The organism is Dietzia sp. MNB45, assembly GCF_051994785.1.
Classification (GTDB): Bacteria; Actinomycetota; Actinomycetes; order Mycobacteriales; family Mycobacteriaceae; genus Dietzia; species Dietzia kunjamensis.
In genome coordinates, this window is sequence record NZ_CP163397.1 from 2,203,745 (window position 1) to 2,221,163 (window position 17,419).

At 71.6% G+C, this 17,419-nt stretch carries 18 protein-coding genes and 1 pseudogene; 9 read left to right on the forward strand and 10 right to left on the reverse strand.

All coding sequences use genetic code 11. The features are described from left to right. The first annotated feature begins 41 nt into the window (after window positions 1–41). On the forward strand, window positions 42–1,232 hold the full coding sequence (locus tag AB5G72_RS10545; protein WP_440219835.1) for a multidrug effflux MFS transporter: 1,191 nt from the start codon (window positions 42–44) through the stop codon (window positions 1,230–1,232). On the opposite strand, the gene AB5G72_RS10550 is transcribed toward AB5G72_RS10545, so the two are convergent. After that, window positions 1,207–1,944 (reverse strand): CPBP family intramembrane glutamic endopeptidase, encoded by a 738-nt coding sequence (locus tag AB5G72_RS10550; protein WP_067718502.1) that lies wholly within the window; start codon window positions 1,942–1,944, stop codon window positions 1,207–1,209. The two genes, AB5G72_RS10545 and AB5G72_RS10550, sit on opposite strands and share 26 nt — an antisense overlap. Before the next feature lie 83 nt (window positions 1,945–2,027). Here AB5G72_RS10550 and AB5G72_RS10555 point away from each other — a divergent pair, with 83 nt between their 5' ends. From AB5G72_RS10555 to AB5G72_RS10570, 4 genes are all read left to right on the forward strand, one after another. Beyond that, window positions 2,028–2,903, forward strand: coding sequence for an oxygenase MpaB family protein (locus AB5G72_RS10555; protein WP_440221489.1), 876 nt, complete (start codon window positions 2,028–2,030; stop codon window positions 2,901–2,903). Between the two features lie 88 nt (window positions 2,904–2,991). After that, on the forward strand, window positions 2,992–4,032 hold the full coding sequence (locus tag AB5G72_RS10560) for a DUF808 domain-containing protein (protein ID WP_440219836.1): 1,041 nt from the start codon (window positions 2,992–2,994) through the stop codon (window positions 4,030–4,032). After that, on the forward strand, window positions 4,032–4,559 hold the full coding sequence (locus AB5G72_RS10565; protein ID WP_440219837.1) for a DUF488 domain-containing protein: 528 nt from the start codon (window positions 4,032–4,034) through the stop codon (window positions 4,557–4,559). Before AB5G72_RS10560 ends, AB5G72_RS10565 begins: the two co-directional genes overlap by 1 nt. Window positions 4,560–4,599: 40 nt before the next feature. Beyond that, on the forward strand, window positions 4,600–5,082 hold the full coding sequence (locus AB5G72_RS10570; protein ID WP_440219838.1) for an FABP family protein: 483 nt from the start codon (window positions 4,600–4,602) through the stop codon (window positions 5,080–5,082). Between the two features lie 88 nt (window positions 5,083–5,170). On the opposite strand, the pseudogene AB5G72_RS10575 reads toward AB5G72_RS10570, so the two are convergent. After that, window positions 5,171–5,443: pseudogene (locus tag AB5G72_RS10575) on the reverse strand (ABC transporter permease); the annotation flags it as partial. A gap of 124 nt (window positions 5,444–5,567) precedes the next feature. Between AB5G72_RS10575 and AB5G72_RS10580 the strand changes: the two are divergent. Next, on the forward strand, window positions 5,568–6,254 hold the full coding sequence (locus tag AB5G72_RS10580; RefSeq protein ID WP_067718518.1) for a phosphate signaling complex PhoU family protein: 687 nt from the start codon (window positions 5,568–5,570) through the stop codon (window positions 6,252–6,254). A 63-nt stretch (window positions 6,255–6,317) separates the two neighbouring features. After that, window positions 6,318–6,722: a VOC family protein gene (locus tag AB5G72_RS10585; RefSeq protein WP_132063417.1), complete on the forward strand. Its 405-nt coding sequence runs from the start codon at window positions 6,318–6,320 to the stop codon at window positions 6,720–6,722. 85 nt (window positions 6,723–6,807) lie between these two features. Here the strand turns inward: AB5G72_RS10585 and ilvD are convergent, their stop codons facing one another. The 3 genes from ilvD to AB5G72_RS10600 all read right to left on the reverse strand — a co-directional run bounded on the left by ilvD (window position 6,808) and on the right by AB5G72_RS10600 (window position 11,184). Continuing rightward, window positions 6,808–8,547: a dihydroxy-acid dehydratase gene (gene ilvD, locus AB5G72_RS10590; protein WP_440219839.1), complete on the reverse strand. Its 1,740-nt coding sequence runs from the start codon at window positions 8,545–8,547 to the stop codon at window positions 6,808–6,810. A 108-nt stretch (window positions 8,548–8,655) separates the two neighbouring features. Then, entirely contained in the window at window positions 8,656–10,017 is a 1,362-nt protein-coding gene (locus tag AB5G72_RS10595; protein WP_440221490.1) for a cryptochrome/photolyase family protein, read from the reverse strand. Window positions 10,018–10,116: 99 nt separating this feature from the next. Then, window positions 10,117–11,184, reverse strand: a complete 1,068-nt coding sequence (locus tag AB5G72_RS10600; protein WP_206472469.1) for an LLM class oxidoreductase — start codon at window positions 11,182–11,184, stop codon at window positions 10,117–10,119. 103 nt (window positions 11,185–11,287) lie between these two features. On the opposite strand from AB5G72_RS10600, the gene AB5G72_RS10605 reads away from it, so the two are divergent. Then, window positions 11,288–12,571, forward strand: a complete 1,284-nt coding sequence (locus tag AB5G72_RS10605; protein WP_440219840.1) for a cation:proton antiporter — start codon at window positions 11,288–11,290, stop codon at window positions 12,569–12,571. Between the two features lie 130 nt (window positions 12,572–12,701). On the opposite strand, the gene AB5G72_RS10610 is transcribed toward AB5G72_RS10605, so the two are convergent. Further along, window positions 12,702–13,322, reverse strand: a complete 621-nt coding sequence (locus tag AB5G72_RS10610; protein WP_413957271.1) for a hypothetical protein — start codon at window positions 13,320–13,322, stop codon at window positions 12,702–12,704. Next, on the reverse strand, window positions 13,319–14,239 hold the full coding sequence (locus AB5G72_RS10615) for an endonuclease/exonuclease/phosphatase family protein (protein WP_440219841.1): 921 nt from the start codon (window positions 14,237–14,239) through the stop codon (window positions 13,319–13,321). Before AB5G72_RS10615 ends, AB5G72_RS10610 begins: the two co-directional genes overlap by 4 nt. A gap of 142 nt (window positions 14,240–14,381) precedes the next feature. Here AB5G72_RS10615 and AB5G72_RS10620 point away from each other — a divergent pair, with 142 nt between their 5' ends. Then, complete coding sequence (locus tag AB5G72_RS10620) at window positions 14,382–15,365, forward strand: pseudouridine synthase (RefSeq protein ID WP_440219842.1); 984 nt, start codon at window positions 14,382–14,384, stop codon at window positions 15,363–15,365. Here the strand turns inward: AB5G72_RS10620 and AB5G72_RS10625 are convergent. The 3 genes from AB5G72_RS10625 to AB5G72_RS10635 form a co-directional block, all read right to left on the reverse strand. Beyond that, window positions 15,334–16,005 (reverse strand): dihydrofolate reductase family protein, encoded by a 672-nt coding sequence (locus AB5G72_RS10625; RefSeq protein WP_440219843.1) that lies wholly within the window; start codon window positions 16,003–16,005, stop codon window positions 15,334–15,336. The genes AB5G72_RS10620 and AB5G72_RS10625 overlap by 32 nt on opposite strands. A 49-nt stretch (window positions 16,006–16,054) precedes the next feature. Further along, window positions 16,055–16,519 (reverse strand): SRPBCC domain-containing protein, encoded by a 465-nt coding sequence (locus AB5G72_RS10630; RefSeq protein WP_206472477.1) that lies wholly within the window; start codon window positions 16,517–16,519, stop codon window positions 16,055–16,057. Between the two features lie 67 nt (window positions 16,520–16,586). Further along, window positions 16,587–17,360: an isocitrate lyase/PEP mutase family protein gene (locus AB5G72_RS10635; protein ID WP_440219844.1), complete on the reverse strand. Its 774-nt coding sequence runs from the start codon at window positions 17,358–17,360 to the stop codon at window positions 16,587–16,589. Between the last annotated feature and the right edge of the window lie 59 nt (window positions 17,361–17,419).

The window sequence follows — 17,419 nt, forward strand, 5'->3', positions numbered from 1 at the left end:
CCACCGCGCCGCCGATCCCCACACCCACACCCACCGCGTCGGTGCCCGCCACGATGCTCCTCGCACTCGCGCTCACCGGGGCGATCGGGCCGTTCGCGACCGACACCTATTTGCCCGCGCTGCCGCTGATCGTCGAGGAGTTCCGGATCACGGCCTCCACCGCCCAGCTCACCCTCACGGCGTTCATGGTCTCGCTGGCGGCGGGGCAGCTCGTGATCGGGCCCCTCTCCGACCGGGTGGGGCGGCGGACGCTGCTCGTCCTGGGCTCGGTGGGCACCGCACTCGCGGCAGTGGTGTGCGCGCTGGCCCCGTCCATCTGGATCCTGGGGCTCGGACGCGTCGCGCAGGGCTTCGCCGGTGCGGCCGGGATCGTCCTGAGCAAGGCCGTCGTGGTGGACGTCGGGCGCGGTGCGGGCGTGGCCAAGGCGTTCGCCACCCTCATGGCGATCCAGTCCGTCGCCCCGGTCATCGCACCGCTCATCGGCGGCGCGGTCGTGCCGTTCGGCGGCTGGCGGAGCGTGTTCTGGCTACTGGCCGGCCTGTCCGCCATCACGGTCGTCGGGGTCCTCGTCGCCGTGCCGGAGTCGCTCCCGGCCGCGTCCCGCCGTACCGGGGGCGTGCTGTCCACCGTGTCGGACATGCGGGGCGTCGCCACCCATGGCCCGTTCATCGCGCGCGTGTCGGTGTTCGTGTTCACCTTCGGCGTCCTGTTCGCCTACATCTCCGCCAGCCCGTTCATCTACCAGGACATGGTGGGCCTGTCCCCCACCGCGTACTCGGTGGCGTTCACCGTCAACGCGCTGGGGATCCTGGTCTCGAACCTCGCGGGCGCCCGGCTGATCGGCCGGTTCGCCCCGGAGAAGATCATGCGCACCGGCGTGGTGGGCATGGTGACGGCGATCGTCCACCTCGTCGTCGTCGTCGCCCTCTCCCCCGCCGGCACCCTGGGGTTGACACCGGTCACCGTGGGGTTCGTCCTGCTCACCCTGTCCGTCGGGTTGGTCCTGCCCAACGCCGCGGCACTGTCCTTGCAGGCCACCCGGGGCCGCTCGGGCTCCGGATCGGCGCTCCTCGGCGCCGCCCAGTTCGGACTCGCCGCCGTGGTCTCCCCGCTCACCGGACTCGCCGGACCGCACTCGGCGATCCCGCTGCTCGTCGTGATGGGGGCGTGCGCCGTCCTGGTCGTCGCGGCGACGTGGGCGGTGATCAGCCGGCCAGTGCGCGCCACGTGAGCGCTGCGGCGAGCGCCCCGACGGCGTTGAACGCCCAGTGCAACCCGATCGGGGCCAGGAGGCTGCTGCTGCGGCGACGGATCCAGATGAACCCGGCCCCGGCCACCGAGGTCGCGGTCACCGCCAGGCCGATCCCCGCGAGCTGACCCGCCAGACCGGTACCGAAGACCTGTGCGAGGCCGGCGTTGCCGGCCGTGAGCCCGAGAGACGACGTGACGTGCCACAGTCCGAACGCCGATGACCCGATCACGAACACGCCCGTGGTGCCGAAGGTCCGCTCGAGCGCCCCCTGCAGGACCCCGCGGAACGCGAGCTCCTCGGGCAGGACCGTCATCAGGGGGATCAGCACGAGCGCCGAGAACACCGCCATGCGCAGGTCCGAGTAGCGCTCGGACAGGAAGAACGGGCTCGTCGCCGGGATCAGGCACCCGGCCGTGACCACGGCCGCCACCAGCACCGTCGCCGCGAGACCGTACGCCAGCCCGCGGGGCATGTGCCGCGCCGCCAGCCCCAGGTCCGACCACCGCATCCACCGCGCCTTGGCGACCACGACCAGCACGAGAACGGCCAGCGGCACGATCCACTCGCGGAAGGGCAGACCCGCCAGGTTGGCGGTGAGATTGATGGCGACCAGCGTGGCCAGGACCGCGGCGACGCCCGCCACCCCGCGCACACGGGAGCGGCCGGACAGGGACGTCGACGTCGTGGTCATCAGTCGCGACGATACCGCGCGGCCCGTCCGTACCAGGGGTATGGTGACACGGACGACCACGTCACGTGATGGGGGTGTCCACCATGGCAACGGTGACGACGACCGCGTCCCGCGCCCTGACCGGCGCCCGCCGCAGGGTGGGCCTAGTGGTCCGTTCCCGGGTGGCGGGTGACGACGCCGACGCGAGACGCCAGCAGATCTGGCACTCCGAGGGCGAACGCTGGAACTCCCCCGACGACGCCATCTGCCGCGTCAACGGAGACGCCTCCATGTTCGCCGGCGGACTCACCGCACTCCTCCTGCAATCCCTGCACCCGCTTGCCATGGCCGGGGTGGCCGACCACAGCGACTACCGGGGCGACCCGTGGGGGCGCCTCCAGCGCACCTCGCAGTTCATCGCGACCACGACCTTCGGCACGGTCACCGACGCCTCCCGGCTCATCCGGGCGATCAACGGTGCGCACCGCGCGGTCGTGGGCACCGACTACCGGGGGCGCCCGTACGACGCCCGCGACCCCCACCTGCTGCGTTGGGTCCACGTCGCCGAGATCTGGAGCTTCCTCGAATGCCACCGTCTCTACGGGCGCGACCCGCTGACGCCGGCCGAACGAGACGACTACGTACGACAGGCCTCGAGGACCGGGCTCATGATGGGCGCCGGGGAGGTGCCCCTCACCGTGCGCGACCTCGACGCGGCGTTGGAGGAGTACCGGCCGGAGCTCGAGGCCTCGCCCGCCGCGCTCGACGCGCGCCACTTCCTGCTCGACGGGCCACCGATGGGGCTGGCCGACAGGCCCGCGTACGCGCTGCTGCGGGAGGGAGCCGTCGCGGCGCTGCCCGGGTGGGCCCGGACGATGCTCGAACTCCCCGACGGGCCGCTCGGATCCAGCGGACTCGGACAGACATTGGGACGCGCCGGTGTCTCCTCACTGCGCTGGGTCCTCGACGCGGTCGAGTGACGCGGCGCTACCCTGTGACGACCCGACCCTCCGGGGTCGGCCCTGTCGTCCGCGGGTTCCCCCCGCCCGTTGAGAAGTGAGGTCTGTGATGGCCGGTGGACTCGCCGCCCTGCTCGATGACGTCGCGGTGCTCGCGCGCATGGCAGCGGCCAGTACCGACGACGTCGCCGCCGCCGCAGGCCGCGCCGGCGTGAAGGCCGCCGGCGTGGTGGTCGACGACACCGCCGTGACCCCCCAGTACGTCCGCGACGTCGACCCGTCCCGCGAACTGCCCATGATCCGCAAGATCGCCATCGGGTCACTGGGCAACAAGGCGATCATCATCGTCTTCGCACTCCTGCTCAGCCAGTTCGTGCCGTGGATCCTCACCCCGATCCTCATGCTGGGCGGGCTCTACCTCTGCTTCGAGGGGGCGGAGAAGGTCTGGGAGCGGGTCTCCGGACACCACGAGGAGGCCGCCCCCGTGGTGGACCGGGGCCCGGACGCCGAGGCGAAGATGGTCCGCGGCGCCGTGACCACCGACTTCATCCTCAGCGCCGAGATCATGGTGATCTCCCTCAACGAGGTCGCGTCCGAGTCCTTCTGGTCCCGGGCGATCATCCTGGTCGTCGTGGGGCTGGGCATCACCGCGCTCGTCTACGGCGTCGTCGCGGTGATCGTGAAGATGGACGACGTCGGCCTCCACCTGGCGGGGAGGGAGTCCCCGGGTGTGCAGCGGTTCGGCCACGGCCTGGTCAAGGCCATGCCGACGGTGCTCGAGGTGATCTCCTTCGTCGGCATGCTGGCCATGCTGTGGGTCGGTGGCCACATCCTCCTCGTCGGGCTCGACGAACTCGGCGTGACGGGGCCGTACCACCTCGTGCACGTCCTGACCGAGCCCGCGGCGGGCGTCGCGGGCGTCGGCGCGGTACTCGCCTGGCTCGTCGACACGGTGTGCGCACTGGTATTCGGACTGGCGGTGGGCGCGGTGGTCGTGGCGATCATGCACCTGATCCCGCGACGGCGCTCCGGGTCACACGCCGAGTCCGACGCCGGGTCCCACGCGGAGACCGGCACGGACGCGGTAGACGCGCGCGGAGACCACGGTGGGGCGACGCGAACCGGGACGGGAGAGGACACCGGCCACTGATGCTGTACACGGTGGGGCACGGCAGGTTGGATCGCGACGAGCTGGCACGGTTGCTCACCGGCGCCGGCGTCGAACTCCTCGTGGACATCCGGCGCTTTCCCGGGAGCCGCGCGAACTCCGCCGCTGCCAAGGGCGCGGTGCCCGAGATCGTCGGCGAGGCGGGGATCGACTACCGCTGGGAAGAGGACCTCGGCGGCCGCCGCAGCCTCACCGCCGACCGGCGCCGGGCCTCCCCCGACACCTGGTGGCGGGTCGAGGCGTTCCGCGCCTACAGCGCCTGGACCCGGGACCCTGCATTCCGCGCCGCCCTGGATCGGGTCGTGGCCGACGCCCGATCGCGACAGGTCGCGGTCATGTGCTCGGAGTCGGTGTGGTGGCGCTGCCATCGTCGGATCGTCGCCGACGTCGTCGCCACGGTCCACGGTCTGCCCGTGGGGCACCTGATGCACACCGGAAAGATCACCGAGCACCGCCCGAGCGAGGGCCTGCGGCTCGACGAGCACGGCGAACCGGTCTGGGATGGCTGACCCCGCGCGGCCGGCGTCACCGATGGCCTAGTCTCGCGCCATGGATCCCGCCTCGACGCCCGCCGCCAACCTGACCCCCGTCGCCGCCCTGCTGGGCACCTGGCGAGGCGAGGGGGCCGGTTCGTACCCGACGATCGACGACTTCACCTACACCGAGGAGATCACGTTCACCGACGTGGGCAAGCCCTTCCTGCACTACGTGCAGCGCACGTGGAGCCCCACCGGATCCCCCATGCACACCGAGACCGGATACCTCCGGGTCCCGGGTGACGGTACGGCCGAGTTCGTCCTGTCCCAACCCACCGGGCAGACCGAACTCTGCGAGGGAACGCTCGTCGCCGAGGCGGACGCCCTGGTGCTGGAGTTCCACTCACGCGTGCACAACAGTGCGAGCGCCAAGCAGGTCGACACCACGCACCGTCGCTACGAGACCGTCGACGACCGGATCACCACCACGTTCGCCATGGCAGCGGTCGGCCAGCCCCTCACCCACCACCTGCGTTCCGAGCTGCGCAGGGCCTAGACCGCAGCACAGGGCCGGTCGGTCACGAGGAACGACGAACTGATCCGCGCGCTGCGCGACCACCGACCGCCGGGGCCAGCCGCGAGCGTCAGCGCGCGGCGCGGTCGCGCAGAACCAGCCGTGACAGCCCATCCAGCGCGAATCCGAGGATGCCGATCACGAGGATCACCGCCATGACCTGGTCGTAGGCCAACTGGTCGCGGGCGTTGAGGATCTGATAACCCAGGCCGGACCGCACGCCGAGCATCTCCGCGGGCACCAACACGATCCAGGCCGTCCCGAGCGCGAGGCGGATGCCGCCCAGGATCGCCGGCCGGACCGCGGGGATGACGACCCGGGTCAGGCGCTCCCAGCCGCTGGCGACCCTGGTCGGGGACCGTTCTGTCTATTCATTCCCGGGCCGGGTCCCCCTTTCCGGAGGGCGGCGCGGTGAACAGTGGGAGAACGGAAGCCGTCCGTTACCGCACCGGCACTACAGTCGTGTCATGCGCACTGTCTTCCATTCCAAGCTCGATGAATTCTCGGACCAGCTGGTTCGCTTCTGCGAGACCAACATCCGCCTGCTCGACCGCGCCACCGCGGCACTGCTCGACGGCGACGAACTCGCCGCCATCGAGGTGATCGACGGCGCCGCGGAACTGGAGGATCTCCGTGAGGCCAGTGAGCAGCATGCGTTCGAGCTCCTCCTGCTCGAGTCCCCGGTGGCCGGCGATCTACGTCAGGTGGTCTCGGGGATCTACATCGTCGAGCACTTCACCCGCATGGCCGCGCTGGCCGGCCACATCGCCCGGGTCGCCCGACGGCGCCACCCGCAGTCCGTGGTGCCCGCCCCGCTCGTCCCGCTCATCCGGGAACTGTCGCAGCACGACGGTCGGATGGCCCGCGAGCTCACCGCCCTGCTCGTCGAGAAGGACGCGGACAGGGCCCGCACCCTGGACGCCGAGGACGACGCCGTCGACCGCCTCCACGCGGACCTCATGAAGCAGATCTCCGCCGAGGACTGGCCGCACGGTTCGGTGGCGGCCGTGGACCTGGCCCTACTCGCCCGTTACTACGAGCGTTTCGGCGACCACACCGTGAGCATCGCCAACCGGGTCGTGTACCTGGCCACCGGCGAGCGCCCCGAGGGCGGGTCGCTGTCCCATCTCGATGACGGCACGGTTCTGGACTGAGTACTGCCGGACGGTTCCGCGCGGCGATATCCTGGGGTCCCGCGACCCGATGAGGAGACCGCCATGTCCCGACCGGTCCATTTCGAGATCCACGCCTCCGACCCGGCCCGGGCCTGCACGTTCTACGGAGACGCGCTGGGCTGGACGTTCGAGGACTGGAGCGAGTACGCCGGGAGCCCCTACTTCGGGGTGACCACCGGACCCGAGGACGCCCCCGGCATCAACGGGGCCATCATGGCCCGGCCGGGGGACGCGCCGGAGCCCGGCTCCCCCGTCCGGGGCGCCGTGCTCACTGTGGGGTGCGAGGACTTCGACGTCACCGCCGGCAGGATCCTGGCCGCCGGGGGCGAGGTGGCCCTGGAGAAGCACGCCCTCCCCGGCATGGCGTGGCAGGGGTATTTCCTCGACACCGAGGGCAATGTGTTCGGTCTCCACCAGCCCGACCCCCGGGCCGGCGAGGAGGCCTGACCCCCGCGGGGGACGACCTCGGCCCACCCGAGACCGCCCCCGCGGGCGTCGACGGTCCGCACCGCCCCCGTCGACGCCGTCCCGGTCAGCGGCAGATCGCCCCGGTGGACGCCGACTGCACCAACTTGGAGTACTTGGCCAGGACACCGCGGGTGTAACGCGGCGGGAGCGGCTCCCAGCCCTCGCGCCTGGCGTGCAGCTCCGACTCGTCCACGAGCAGCTCCAGGGTGCCCTGCGAGACGTCGAGTCGGATCCGGTCACCGTCGCGGACGAATGAGATCGGGCCACCATCTACGGCCTCCGGGGCGACGTGGCCCACACACAACCCTGTGGTTCCGCCGGAGAACCGGCCGTCGGTCATCAGCAGCACGTCCTTGCCCAGACCCGCGCCCTTGATCGCTCCGGTGATGGCAAGCATCTCGCGCATGCCGGGGCCACCCTTGGGGCCCTCGTATCGGATCACCACCACGTCGCCCGCGGTGATGGTCCCGTCCTCGAGTGCGTCCATCGCGGCGCGCTCCCGCTCGAAGACCCGGGCGGTGCCCTCGAAGACGTCGGAGTCGAAGCCGGCGGACTTGACCACGGCTCCCTCCGGGGCGAGCGATCCGTGGAGAATGGTGATGCCGCCGGTCGGATGGATGGGCTCCCCCATGGCGCGCAGCACCTTGCCGTCCGGGTCCGGCGGGGCGATGTCGGCGAGGTTCTCGGCGACGGTGTGGCCGGTGACGGTGAGGCAGTCTCCGTGGAGCAGACCGGCGTCGAGCAGGGCCCGCATGACCACGGGGACGCCACCGATCTTGTCCACGTCGGTCATGACGTGGGCGCCGAACGGCTTGACGTCCGCCAGATGCGGGACCTTGGCGCCGATGCGGGCGAAGTCATCGAGGGTGAGCTCGACCTCGGCCTCGCTGGCGATCGCGAGCAGGTGCAGCACCGCGTTGGTGGACCCGCCGAAGGCCATGACCACGGCGATCGCGTTCTCGAACGCCTCCTTGGTCATGATGTCGCGCGCGGTGATGCCCTTGCGCAGGAGTTCCACCACTGCCTCACCGCTGGCCTTGGCGTAGTCGTCACGCCGACGGTCCGGGGCCGGCGGCGACGCGCTCCCGGGCAGCGACATGCCCAGCGCCTCGGCCGCGCTGGCCATGGTGTTGGCGGTGTACATGCCGCCGCAGGCGCCCTCGCCCGGGCAGATCGCGCGCTCGATGGTGTCGACGTCCTCGCGGCTCATCAGGCCTCGCGAACAGGCCCCGACGGCCTCGAACGCGTCGATGATCGTGACCTGCTTCTCGGTCCCGTCGGAGAGCTTCGCGAAGCCCGGCAGCGTCGATCCCGCGTAGAGGAAGACGCTCGCCAGGTCGAGGCGGGCGGCGGCCATGAGCATGCCCGGCAGCGACTTGTCGCACCCGGCGAGCAGGACCGAGCCGTCCAGCCGCTCGGCGCTCATCACCGTCTCGACACTGTCGGCGATCACCTCGCGGGACACCAGCGAGAAGTGCATGCCCTCGTGTCCCATCGAGATCCCGTCGGAGACCGAGATCGTCCCGAACTCCAGCGGATAGCCGCCGCCTGCGTGGGTGCCCTCCTTGACCGCCTTGGCCAGCCGGTCGAGCGAGAGGTTGCACGGGGTGATCTCGTTCCACGACGACGCGACGCCGATCTGCGGCTTGACCCAGTCGTCGTCGCCCATCCCCACGGCGCGCAGCATCCCGCGGGCGGCCGTCTTCTCCAGGCCGTCGGTGACGTCGCGGCTTCGGGGCTTGATGTCGGCCTCACGGCCGGTGGTCGGGTTCTCGGAGCGGGGGGTGTCGGTGCCGGAGGTCATGGGGCCAGCCTAGGCACTCGCCGCGGTCGGCGCCCTCGGACCCTCCCGCAGGCCGAGGATCGGGCAGGGCCCGGATCGGCCGTGACGGCCGGCGGCCCCACGGCCCGGTCAGCGATCAGCGTCCCTGGCCAGGTCGTACCGACGTAGGGCCTCGCGGCGTTCCTCGGCGTGGTCGACGATCGGCGACGGGTAGCCGCCGTCGTAGCCGCCCGGGGCGCGCCACGGCTCGTGGGCGGCGGCCCCGGACAGGTGAGCGAGTTCGGGCACCCATCGCCGGACGTACTCCCCGTCGGGGTCGAACTTCCGCCCCTGGGTCACCGGGTTGAACACCCGGAAGTACGGGGAGGCGTCGGTTCCCGTGCCGGCCACCCACTGCCACCCGTGGTTGTTGGAGGCGAGATCGCCGTCGTCGAGGTGGTCGAGGAAGTGCCGCGCCCCGACCGGCCACCACACGTGGAGGTCCTTGACGAGGAAACTGGCCGTGACCATCCGCACCCGGTTGTGCATCCACCCCTCGGTGAGGAGTTGCCGCATCCCTGCGTCGACGAACGGGTACCCGGTCCGGCCCTGTCGCCACGCCTCGACGAGGTCCTCCACCCCGGGGCCGTGGTCGTAGGGCATGCCCGCGAGCGGGTCGCGCAGGTCGCGCCACGCGGATCGTGGCCGGTGCCACAGGACGTCGGCGTAGAACTCACGCCATGCGAGTTCGGTGACGAAGCGGCGGGCTCCCTCCCCGCCCGCGGCCGGGTGGTCGGCGAGTTCGGCCAGGATCGTGCGCGGGTGGATCTCGCCGTACTTCAGGTACGCGGACAACCGACTGGTGGTGTCGAGGTCCGGTCGGTCCCGCTGCTCGTCGTATGCCTGGAGATCGTCGTGGAGGAACTCCCGCCACCGGGTGAGAGCCGCGGCCTCCCCCGCTGCGGCGGTCCCGCCCGCTCGTGCCGGGATCTGAGGTGGGCCCTCCCCGGACGCGGTGGTCCACGGGATGTGGTCGGGCCGCTCGCCGGGCGGGGGCCACCCGTGCTCGTGCCAGGCGCGGGAGAACGGTGTGAAGACCTTGTACGGCTCCCCGCTGCCGCTCAGGACCCGGCCCGGACCGACGGCGTAGGGAGACCCGGTGGTCACCAGTTCGCGACCGTCGGCGTCGAGTGCGGCGCGTACGCGGTCGTCGCGACATCGTCCGTAGGGGGTGGATTCCCGGCTGATGTGGACGCGGCCGGCGCCGACCTCGCGGGCGAGCCCCGCGATCACCTCGGCGGGGTCTCCGGTCCGCACGACCAGTGCACCGCCCGTGTCCCCCGAGAGCGCGGCGAGGGAGGCCGCCAACCGCCCCGCCCGTACACCGGCCCGCCGCAGCAGCGCGGGGTCCCGGACGAAGACCGGCAGGACCTCGTCCCCGGAGGCGACGGCCTCGAGGAGTGCGGGGTGATCGGTCAGTCGCAGATCACGTCGGAACCACAGGATCGAGATCCCCACAGGGCCTCCCTCGTCGACGGGCACGACCGCCCCCGGGGCGGCGGGCGGCGCAGTGATCTCCCGAGTGTGGCAGACCCGGGCCGGGGATCCCGTTCAGTCGAGCGCGGGGAAACGGGGCACGACGTACTCGGCCAACTCGGCGATCACCTCGAGGACGGGTCGGCGGCAGGCCCCCAGCCCCAGCTGTACGTGGTTGACACCGATCCCCCGCAGGTCCTCCAGGTGGTCGACCAGTCGCCGACGACCGATCCGGAAACCGAAGTCGATCGGGGAGGCGGTCTCGTCGGGGTTCTCCGCCAGGTCGATGCGGAGCGACTGTGCGAAGGGTTTGAACACCTCGTCGTCGTTCCCACCGCTCTCGTTCCCACCACCGCCGTCGCTCCCGGCTCCCCCGGCCGCGGCGCCGTCGCTCCCGGCTCCCCCGGCCGCGGCGACCACCATCTCCCGCCACTGCTCGACCGTGCGCCGCTGGACGTCGAAGTCCCGCGGGTAGGTCATCCAGCCGTCGCCGTGGGCGGCGAGGTACGCCACGCTCTGCTGACACGAGCCGACCATGATCGTCGGCACCGACGCGGCGCTGGGCTTGGGCACCACGTCCGCGCTGTGCATCCACCCACCGGACCAGCGGATCCCCCGCATCTCGGTGGTCCACGCGTGCGTCACCACGCGCAGGTTCCCACGGAACCGCTCGCCCCGCTCACCCTGCTCGAGGCCGAACGCCCGGAATTCCTCGGGCCTGTCGCCCGACGCCAGGCCCAGCAGGAACCGCCCCCCGGAGAGCCGGTCGAGGCTGGTGGCGGATTTGGCGACGTGGAGCGGGTGCCGGACGGGCAGGACGATGCCGGCGGTGCCCAGCGCGATCCGCGAGGTGTGCGCGGCCATGTGCGTGAGGAACACCCACGGGTCGTAGATCTGGCCGACGTCGCCGAACGACGGTACCCGCAGCGGGATGTCACGGGCGTAGAGGGCGGCGAAGCCACCGGCCTCGGCCGACTGCGCGATCCGCGCCTGGACGGCCGGGTCGCCCACCTCGTCGCCGTCGGCCCGGGTCCGCAGCGGGAATCCCAGGCCCAGGGTGAGGAGGCCGGGCGCGTAGGTGCGCCGGAATCCCGGCAATTCGCGTGGGTCGCCGTCGGAGCGGGTGCACGGCGAGTCGGTCATGCCCCCACCTTCGCACGCCGTCTCCGCCGCCGGCCCCCTTGACCGCCGCACCCGGGGCTACTCGACTAAGATCTCCCTCATCCGTCGAGCGGAAGGCTGAGCGTTGACCACGACCCTGCTGGCCGCGGAAGCCTCCTCGACCGAGCTGATCTCGCTGTTCTGGGTCGTCCTGGTCGTCTTCGCCGCCCCGCTGCTGTCCTCGCTGACGCGGTCGCTGGTCCCCGGCGTGGTGGTGCTCCTCGTGGGCGGGATGCTGGTCGGTCCGAACGGGTTCGGTCTGGCGGTCGAGAGCGGCGGGGTGGCGATGCTCGCCGAGCTGGGCCTGGGGATGCTGTTCCTCCTGGCCGGGTTCGAGCTGGAGGCGTCATCGGTGACGGGCCGGGGTGGTCGACGCGCCGCCGGGACATGGCTGGTGAGCATGGTCCTGGCCGCGGGCGTGGGGTGGCTGGTGTCGGGGCGGTGGGAGACCGCGGTGGCGATCGGGTTGCTGCTCACGTCCACGGCGGTCGGCACCCTGTTGCCGATCCTCAAGGGAGCGGGCCACGACACCACCCCGGTCGGCAGGGCCGTCCTTACGCACGGCGCCATCGGAGAGTTGGGGCCGGTCCTGGTGATGGCCGTCCTGCTCGGCACCCGCAGCATCGGCTCCTCCCTGGTCGCGGTGGGGTTGTTCTTCGCGGCCGCGCTGGTCGTCCTGGTGGTGCCGGCCCGGCTGCTCCGGGTGCGCGGCCTGGGTCGGGCACTGGTTCGCGGTACCTCCACGACGAGCCAGCTCGCGATGCGCACCGTCCTGCTGCTGCTGGCCGCGATGATGGTCGTGGCCACGGTCTTCGGGTTGGACGTGGTGCTGGGTGCGTTCGCTGCGGGCATCATCCTGCGTCGGCTGGTAGATGTGCTCGCCGACCAGCTCCGCGCGAGCGACGAGGACCCCGACCGAGGCCTGGCCGAGGTGCTCACGCACCAGCTGGAGACCGTCGGTTACAGCGTGTTCATCCCCGTGTTCTTCGTGGTCTCCGGGATGGCGATCAGCGTGGCCGCGGTCGCCGATGCGCCGTGGATCCTGGTGGCGGCGGTGGCGAGCATGCTCGTGATCCGTGGTGGCGGGGTGTGGCTGTCCGAGCGCGTCCTGCGCACGAGCCCGGGCCTGACCACGACGCGCGAGCGCGCCAGGGTGGGCCTCTACGCGGCGACGGGCCTGCCGATCATCGTCGCCGTCACTCAGGTCGCCGTGGACAACGGCCTCATGGCCGCCAGGATCTCCTCGGTGCTGGTGGCCGCGGGCGCGGTCACCGTGCTGCTGTTCCCGCTGCTGGCGGAGCTGGTGCGCGCCGGGACGACGACGGAGACGGAGGAGACCAAAGAGACCGAGGAGACGACGACGAGGTGAGGTACCTGTGAAGCTGACGGCCACCACCGGGGCCCGACGGCTCGTGGTGCAGTCCTCCCTGGGTGCCGGTGACTCCGGGAGTCAGCTGCCGCTGCCGCTACGGCTGCTGATGAAGGTCGTGCTGGCCGGCCTACCTGCTCGAGGTGGTCTCGGACGACTCCCTCGTCCGCAGGGCGGTCGGCGTCAGTAGCTGAGGCCCACGGGCCATGAGCACGCCGGCGACCAGGGCGCCCAGTCCGCCTGCCGCCATGTCGCCGACGGTGTCCCCGTAGGTCACGTAGATGTCGTCGGTGAGGAAGGCGTAGCCGAACCACTCGACCATCTCCCACAGGGCGCCCAGCGCAAGCCCCAGCACCGTGGTCAACACGATCCCCCCGGCGGTGGTGAACCCGCGGGCGCCGGGCGACCGCACGATCCCCCGGTGCGCCAGGAACAGATAGGCCACCACCGCCATCCAGCCTGCGAGGACGACGTGGACGGGCACGTCCCACCACCACAGGACCCGGTACAGGTCGACGACGTTGCTCCACGCCGCCACGAGCAGGGCGGTCGAGACGGAGATGTCGGCCCACGCGCGCATCCCGATGAACCTGGGAAACATGAGCGCCGGCAGCGTGAATGCCACGATGGCCGCATCGGTGAGCTCGTGGAACAGCAGCGCCAGCAGGACGCTGAGGACACCGAGGAGGCGCAGGGCGTCCGCGACTCGCTGCGCCCCGGTCTCGGCGGGCCGGAGGAAGTTGTCGATCACGTCGCACCGGCCCCTTCCTGGTCTCGTCCCGGGTCTCGCGGCTCGTCCCGCCCGGGGTCCGGTCGGACCACGGCCTGCACAGGCAGGTGGTCCGACGGCCAACCACCGCCGTACCGCAGCGGGTTGATCGCGGCGTCGGAGACCCTAACCCGTGATGTGGCAAGTATCCAGTCGATCCGAGTGCCACCGCGGCGCGGCTCGCGGTAAGCGGCGTACGTGCCCCACCGATCGGTCCGCCGGTTCTCCGCGGCGCCCCAGCTGTCCACCAGTGCCCCCTCCGCGAGCAGGGTTCGCACCGCGGCATCGGACGGGCCCGCGTTGAGGTCCCCCGCGACGACGGCCGGTACGTCGCGCGCGGCCACCAGATCGCGGACCGCCCGGGCCGAACGGACGCGGGATCGTCGTGACAGTGGGTCGAGGTGGGTGTTGACCACCAGCAACTCGTGGCCGGTGTCGCGATCCCGGAAGTGCGCCGACACGAGCACCCGGGGGAACAGGTTGCCCCAGGACATCGATCCGGGGCGGCCCGGGGTGTCCGACAGCGCCGACTGATCCCACCCCAGCAGGTCGAGCCTGGTCGTGTCGTAGAAGATCGGGCAGGCCTCGCCGCCGCCGTTCGCTCCCCTACCCCGACCGAGGTGGTCGAACCGCTGGCCGAGCCCGTCGCGGACGTCCGTGATCTGCTCGGCGACCACCTCCTGGGCGCACAGCACGGTCGGCTGCTCGGCGCTCAGCAGCGCCCGCACTCGCGGGGCCCGGGCGGTCCACCGGTCGGCCGCACGGGTCAATGCGGCGGGGACCGGTCGACGGATGTTCCAACTCATGACGTGGATCCCCGGCGCCCCGACCCAGCCGATGACCGGCGTCAGCCCCGGACGCGCGGCGCCCGGGGCGGGCGCGGGACCGTGCACTGACATGTCGGACGTCCTCCGCTCTCGCCGTCGATCGGACATGGCCGGGATCGTTTCTCCCACTGTATTCGGCGCGCAGGCCGGCGCGGACCGGTCGCGGGGCGGCACGAGATCGCGTCCACGGCGACGCGGGTGGGAGGATGACCGCGTGTCCACGCCCCCGCCCCTGCCCGTCAAGGACGGAGTCGGGCCCACTCGGCTCCGCGTACCGACCACCGGCCCCTGGGCGGGTATCCCCGGGTTCCTCGTGTCCAGGTTCGACCACGTCGACCCGGGCGAACTGCACCGGCGGATCGAGGACGGGGAGATCGTCGGTGCCGACGGCCGGGCGATCGCCCTCGACACCCCACTGGGCACCCACGAGTTCGTCTGGTACCACCGCGACCTGCCGGACGAGACAGTTCTGCCGTACCGGGAGGAGATCTTGTACCGCGACGACCACCTCGTCGTCGTCGACAAACCGCACTTCCTCCCCACCACCCCGTCGGGGAGGTTCCTCCGGGAGACCGCACTCGTGAGGCTGCGAACCCGCCTCGGCAACGACGCCCTGACACCGATCCACCGGCTGGACCGCGAGACGGCGGGCCTGGTGATGTTCTCCGCCCGCCCCGACACCCGCGGCGCGTACCAGTCGATGTTCGAACGACGCGAGGTCGCCAAGGTCTACGAGGCGGTATCGGCACGGCCGCGGGGATGGGACCCTCGCGGCCCGACGATCGGGGGCCGCCCGCTGCCGATCATCCACCGGGCCCACATCCGCTCCCGGCGCGGCGACCTGCGCGTCACGGTCGACCCCTCACTCCCGACGAACTCCGAGACCCTCATCGACGTGCTCGCGGCCGGGCCCGGTGTCACCGGCCGACAAGTGCTGCACACGATCCTTCGGCCGCGCACCGGCCGGCCGCATCAACTGCGGGTGCACCTCGCGGCGCTGGGCATCCCCATCCTCGGTGATCGGCGTTACCCCGACCTACTCCCCGAATCGCCCGACGACCCCCACCTGCCGCTGCAGTTGCTCGCCAGCGCACTCGAGTTCACCGATCCCGTCACGGGCGCACCGCGGCGGTTCGTCACCCGGCGAACCCTGCGCCACGCCCCCGTCAGAGGTCGCGCCGGAAACTCAGGTGGATGACGCCGCTGGGCGACGCGGCGGCCTCGATGTGGAACCGCTCCTCGAGCCCCTCCAGTCCGTCCCACAACCGCTCGCCCCTGCCCAGGGGGACCGGGACCACCGCGACGTGCATCTCATCGATGAGGTCGGCCTCGAGGAACTGCCGGATCGTCGTGGTGCCGCCCCCGATCCTCACGTCGCCTCCCGCCGCCAGACCGCGGGCGTGGTCCAGCGCCTCGGCGGGCGAGGCGTCGAGGAAGTGGAAGCTGTTCCCGCCGTCCAGTTCGAGGACCGGGCGCGGGTGATGGGTGAGCACGACCACCGGGGTGTGGAAGGGCGGATCGTCCCCCCACCATCCGCGCCACCGCTCGTCCCACGGCCCCCGCGACGGGGCGAACTTGTTGCGGCCCATGATCTCCACGCCCACGCCGGTGTTCCACCGGCTGGCGAACGCCTCGTCCACGCCCACCGTGGGCGACTGGGCGTCGTGGAAGCCCATCTCCTGGAAGGTCCGCGTGGGCAGGGCCCACTCGAGGAGGCGGTGGTCGGCGTGGCCGAACGGCGCCTCGAGGCTCTGCCCCTCGCCGGTTCCGAACCCGTCGAGCGAGACCGAGAAGTTGTGGACCCGCACCCTCGATGCGGGTCCGTCCGCGACCGTCATCGCTCGATCGTATGCCGATTCCCGGGGGCGTCAAGGCGTGGTCGGCCCCTCACTCCACGAATCGCGCGAGTTGTCCCGTGACGAGGGTCCAGCCCTCCACCAAACCGAGCTCGTCATGTGTGGCGCGCCCCTCCTCGTCCGCGTGGCGCGCGGTGATCCGGTATGTCGTGCCGTCCGGATGGTCCAGCAGAGCCACCTCTCCGGTCACGGCCACCGGTGCCGGAGTCGTCGGACGCAGGGTGCTGTCCACTGCATTGGTGAACACCAGACGTTCGCACTCGTCGACAACCAGAAATGCGGCGTCCATGTGAGGCGAGAAGTGCGACCCGTCCTCGCTCATCGACGTGATGAAGCCGCCGCCGGCGTGCGGGGCGAAGTGGTCCACCCGACAGAGGTACGGATCGGGGATCCACCACTGCGCGAACGCGGCCGGGGTGGTCCAGGCGTCCCAGACGGCCCGGCGCGATGCCCGGATCACCCTCTCGATGGTCAGGTCGTCATACTGCGGGTTCATGGGTGGCTCCCGTCCGCCAGGTCCGGCGATGAGGGGCGGTCGACCAGCGCCCGGCCACGGTGAGGCCTCAGCTCACAGGGCTCCACTCGGCGAGCTGTTTCGCCGAGACCTCCGCGAGCCACATCTGCCACAGCGGGCCGAACGACACCCGTCGCACCCCGAGGCCCCGCAGCGCGGAGGCGTCACCGGCGCCGTTGCCCTTGACCGGATGAGCGGTGACGTTGAGCGGGATGGTCACCGCCTGCACGAGTCGCCCGACCTGGTCAGCGGTCGAGAGCCCGACCGGGTAGACCGAACGCGCCCCGGCGTCCTCCATCAGCCGGATGCGCGCCTCGGCCTCCTCCAGGGGGTCCGCGAACACGTCGGTGCCGAGCTTGACCGCGTCCGTACGCCCGTTGATGACGAACGGGACCCCCGCCTCGTCCGCCGCGCGTCGGGCGCCGGCGATGTAGTCGGCGTGCTCCTGCCGCTCACGGACGCGCTTGCCCTCACCGTGGACCACGTCCTCGATGTTGGCGCCGACCGCACCCACCTCGATCAGCCGGTTGATCAGCTCTCCCGGCTCCAGCCCGTATCCGGACTCCACATCCACACTCACGGGGACGTCGACCGAGTCGGTGATCCGTCTGACCACACCGAGGTACTCGGTGAAATCCATGTTCTCGCCGTCGGCGCTACCGAGGGAGTCGGCGACGGGATGGCTACCCACGGTGAGGCCGCCGAACCCCGCGTCCACCGCGACCCGGGCGCTCCACACGTCCCAGACTGTCGGCAGAACGAGCAGGTCGCCGGATCCGTGCCGTTCGGAGAATTCGTTCGCGCGCGCGGTGACATCTGTCATGGGAGACCTCCTGGTGGCGTCGGTAGCCCGACCCTACGGGATGCACCCCTCTACCCGGC

Excerpts from the sequence above, each read along its gene's own strand:
- AB5G72_RS10550 (WP_067718502.1), bottom strand. The coding sequence starts at position 1,944 with ATGACCACGACGTCGACGTCCCTGTCCGGCCGCTCCCGTGTGCGCGGG.
- AB5G72_RS10555 (WP_440221489.1), top strand. The coding sequence starts at position 2,028 with ATGGCAACGGTGACGACGACCGCGTCCCGCGCCCTGACCGGCGCCCGC.
- AB5G72_RS10560 (WP_440219836.1), top strand. The coding sequence starts at position 2,992 with ATGGCCGGTGGACTCGCCGCCCTGCTCGATGACGTCGCGGTGCTCGCG.
- AB5G72_RS10565 (WP_440219837.1), top strand. The coding sequence starts at position 4,032 with ATGCTGTACACGGTGGGGCACGGCAGGTTGGATCGCGACGAGCTGGCA.
- AB5G72_RS10570 (WP_440219838.1), top strand. The coding sequence starts at position 4,600 with ATGGATCCCGCCTCGACGCCCGCCGCCAACCTGACCCCCGTCGCCGCC.
- AB5G72_RS10580 (WP_067718518.1), top strand. The coding sequence starts at position 5,568 with ATGCGCACTGTCTTCCATTCCAAGCTCGATGAATTCTCGGACCAGCTG.
- AB5G72_RS10585 (WP_132063417.1), top strand. The coding sequence starts at position 6,318 with ATGTCCCGACCGGTCCATTTCGAGATCCACGCCTCCGACCCGGCCCGG.
- ilvD (WP_440219839.1), bottom strand. The coding sequence starts at position 8,547 with ATGACCTCCGGCACCGACACCCCCCGCTCCGAGAACCCGACCACCGGC.
- AB5G72_RS10600 (WP_206472469.1), bottom strand. The coding sequence starts at position 11,184 with ATGACCGACTCGCCGTGCACCCGCTCCGACGGCGACCCACGCGAATTG.
- AB5G72_RS10615 (WP_440219841.1), bottom strand. The coding sequence starts at position 14,239 with ATGTCAGTGCACGGTCCCGCGCCCGCCCCGGGCGCCGCGCGTCCGGGG.
- AB5G72_RS10625 (WP_440219843.1), bottom strand. The coding sequence starts at position 16,005 with ATGACGGTCGCGGACGGACCCGCATCGAGGGTGCGGGTCCACAACTTC.
- AB5G72_RS10630 (WP_206472477.1), bottom strand. The coding sequence starts at position 16,519 with ATGAACCCGCAGTATGACGACCTGACCATCGAGAGGGTGATCCGGGCA.
- AB5G72_RS10635 (WP_440219844.1), bottom strand. The coding sequence starts at position 17,360 with ATGACAGATGTCACCGCGCGCGCGAACGAATTCTCCGAACGGCACGGA.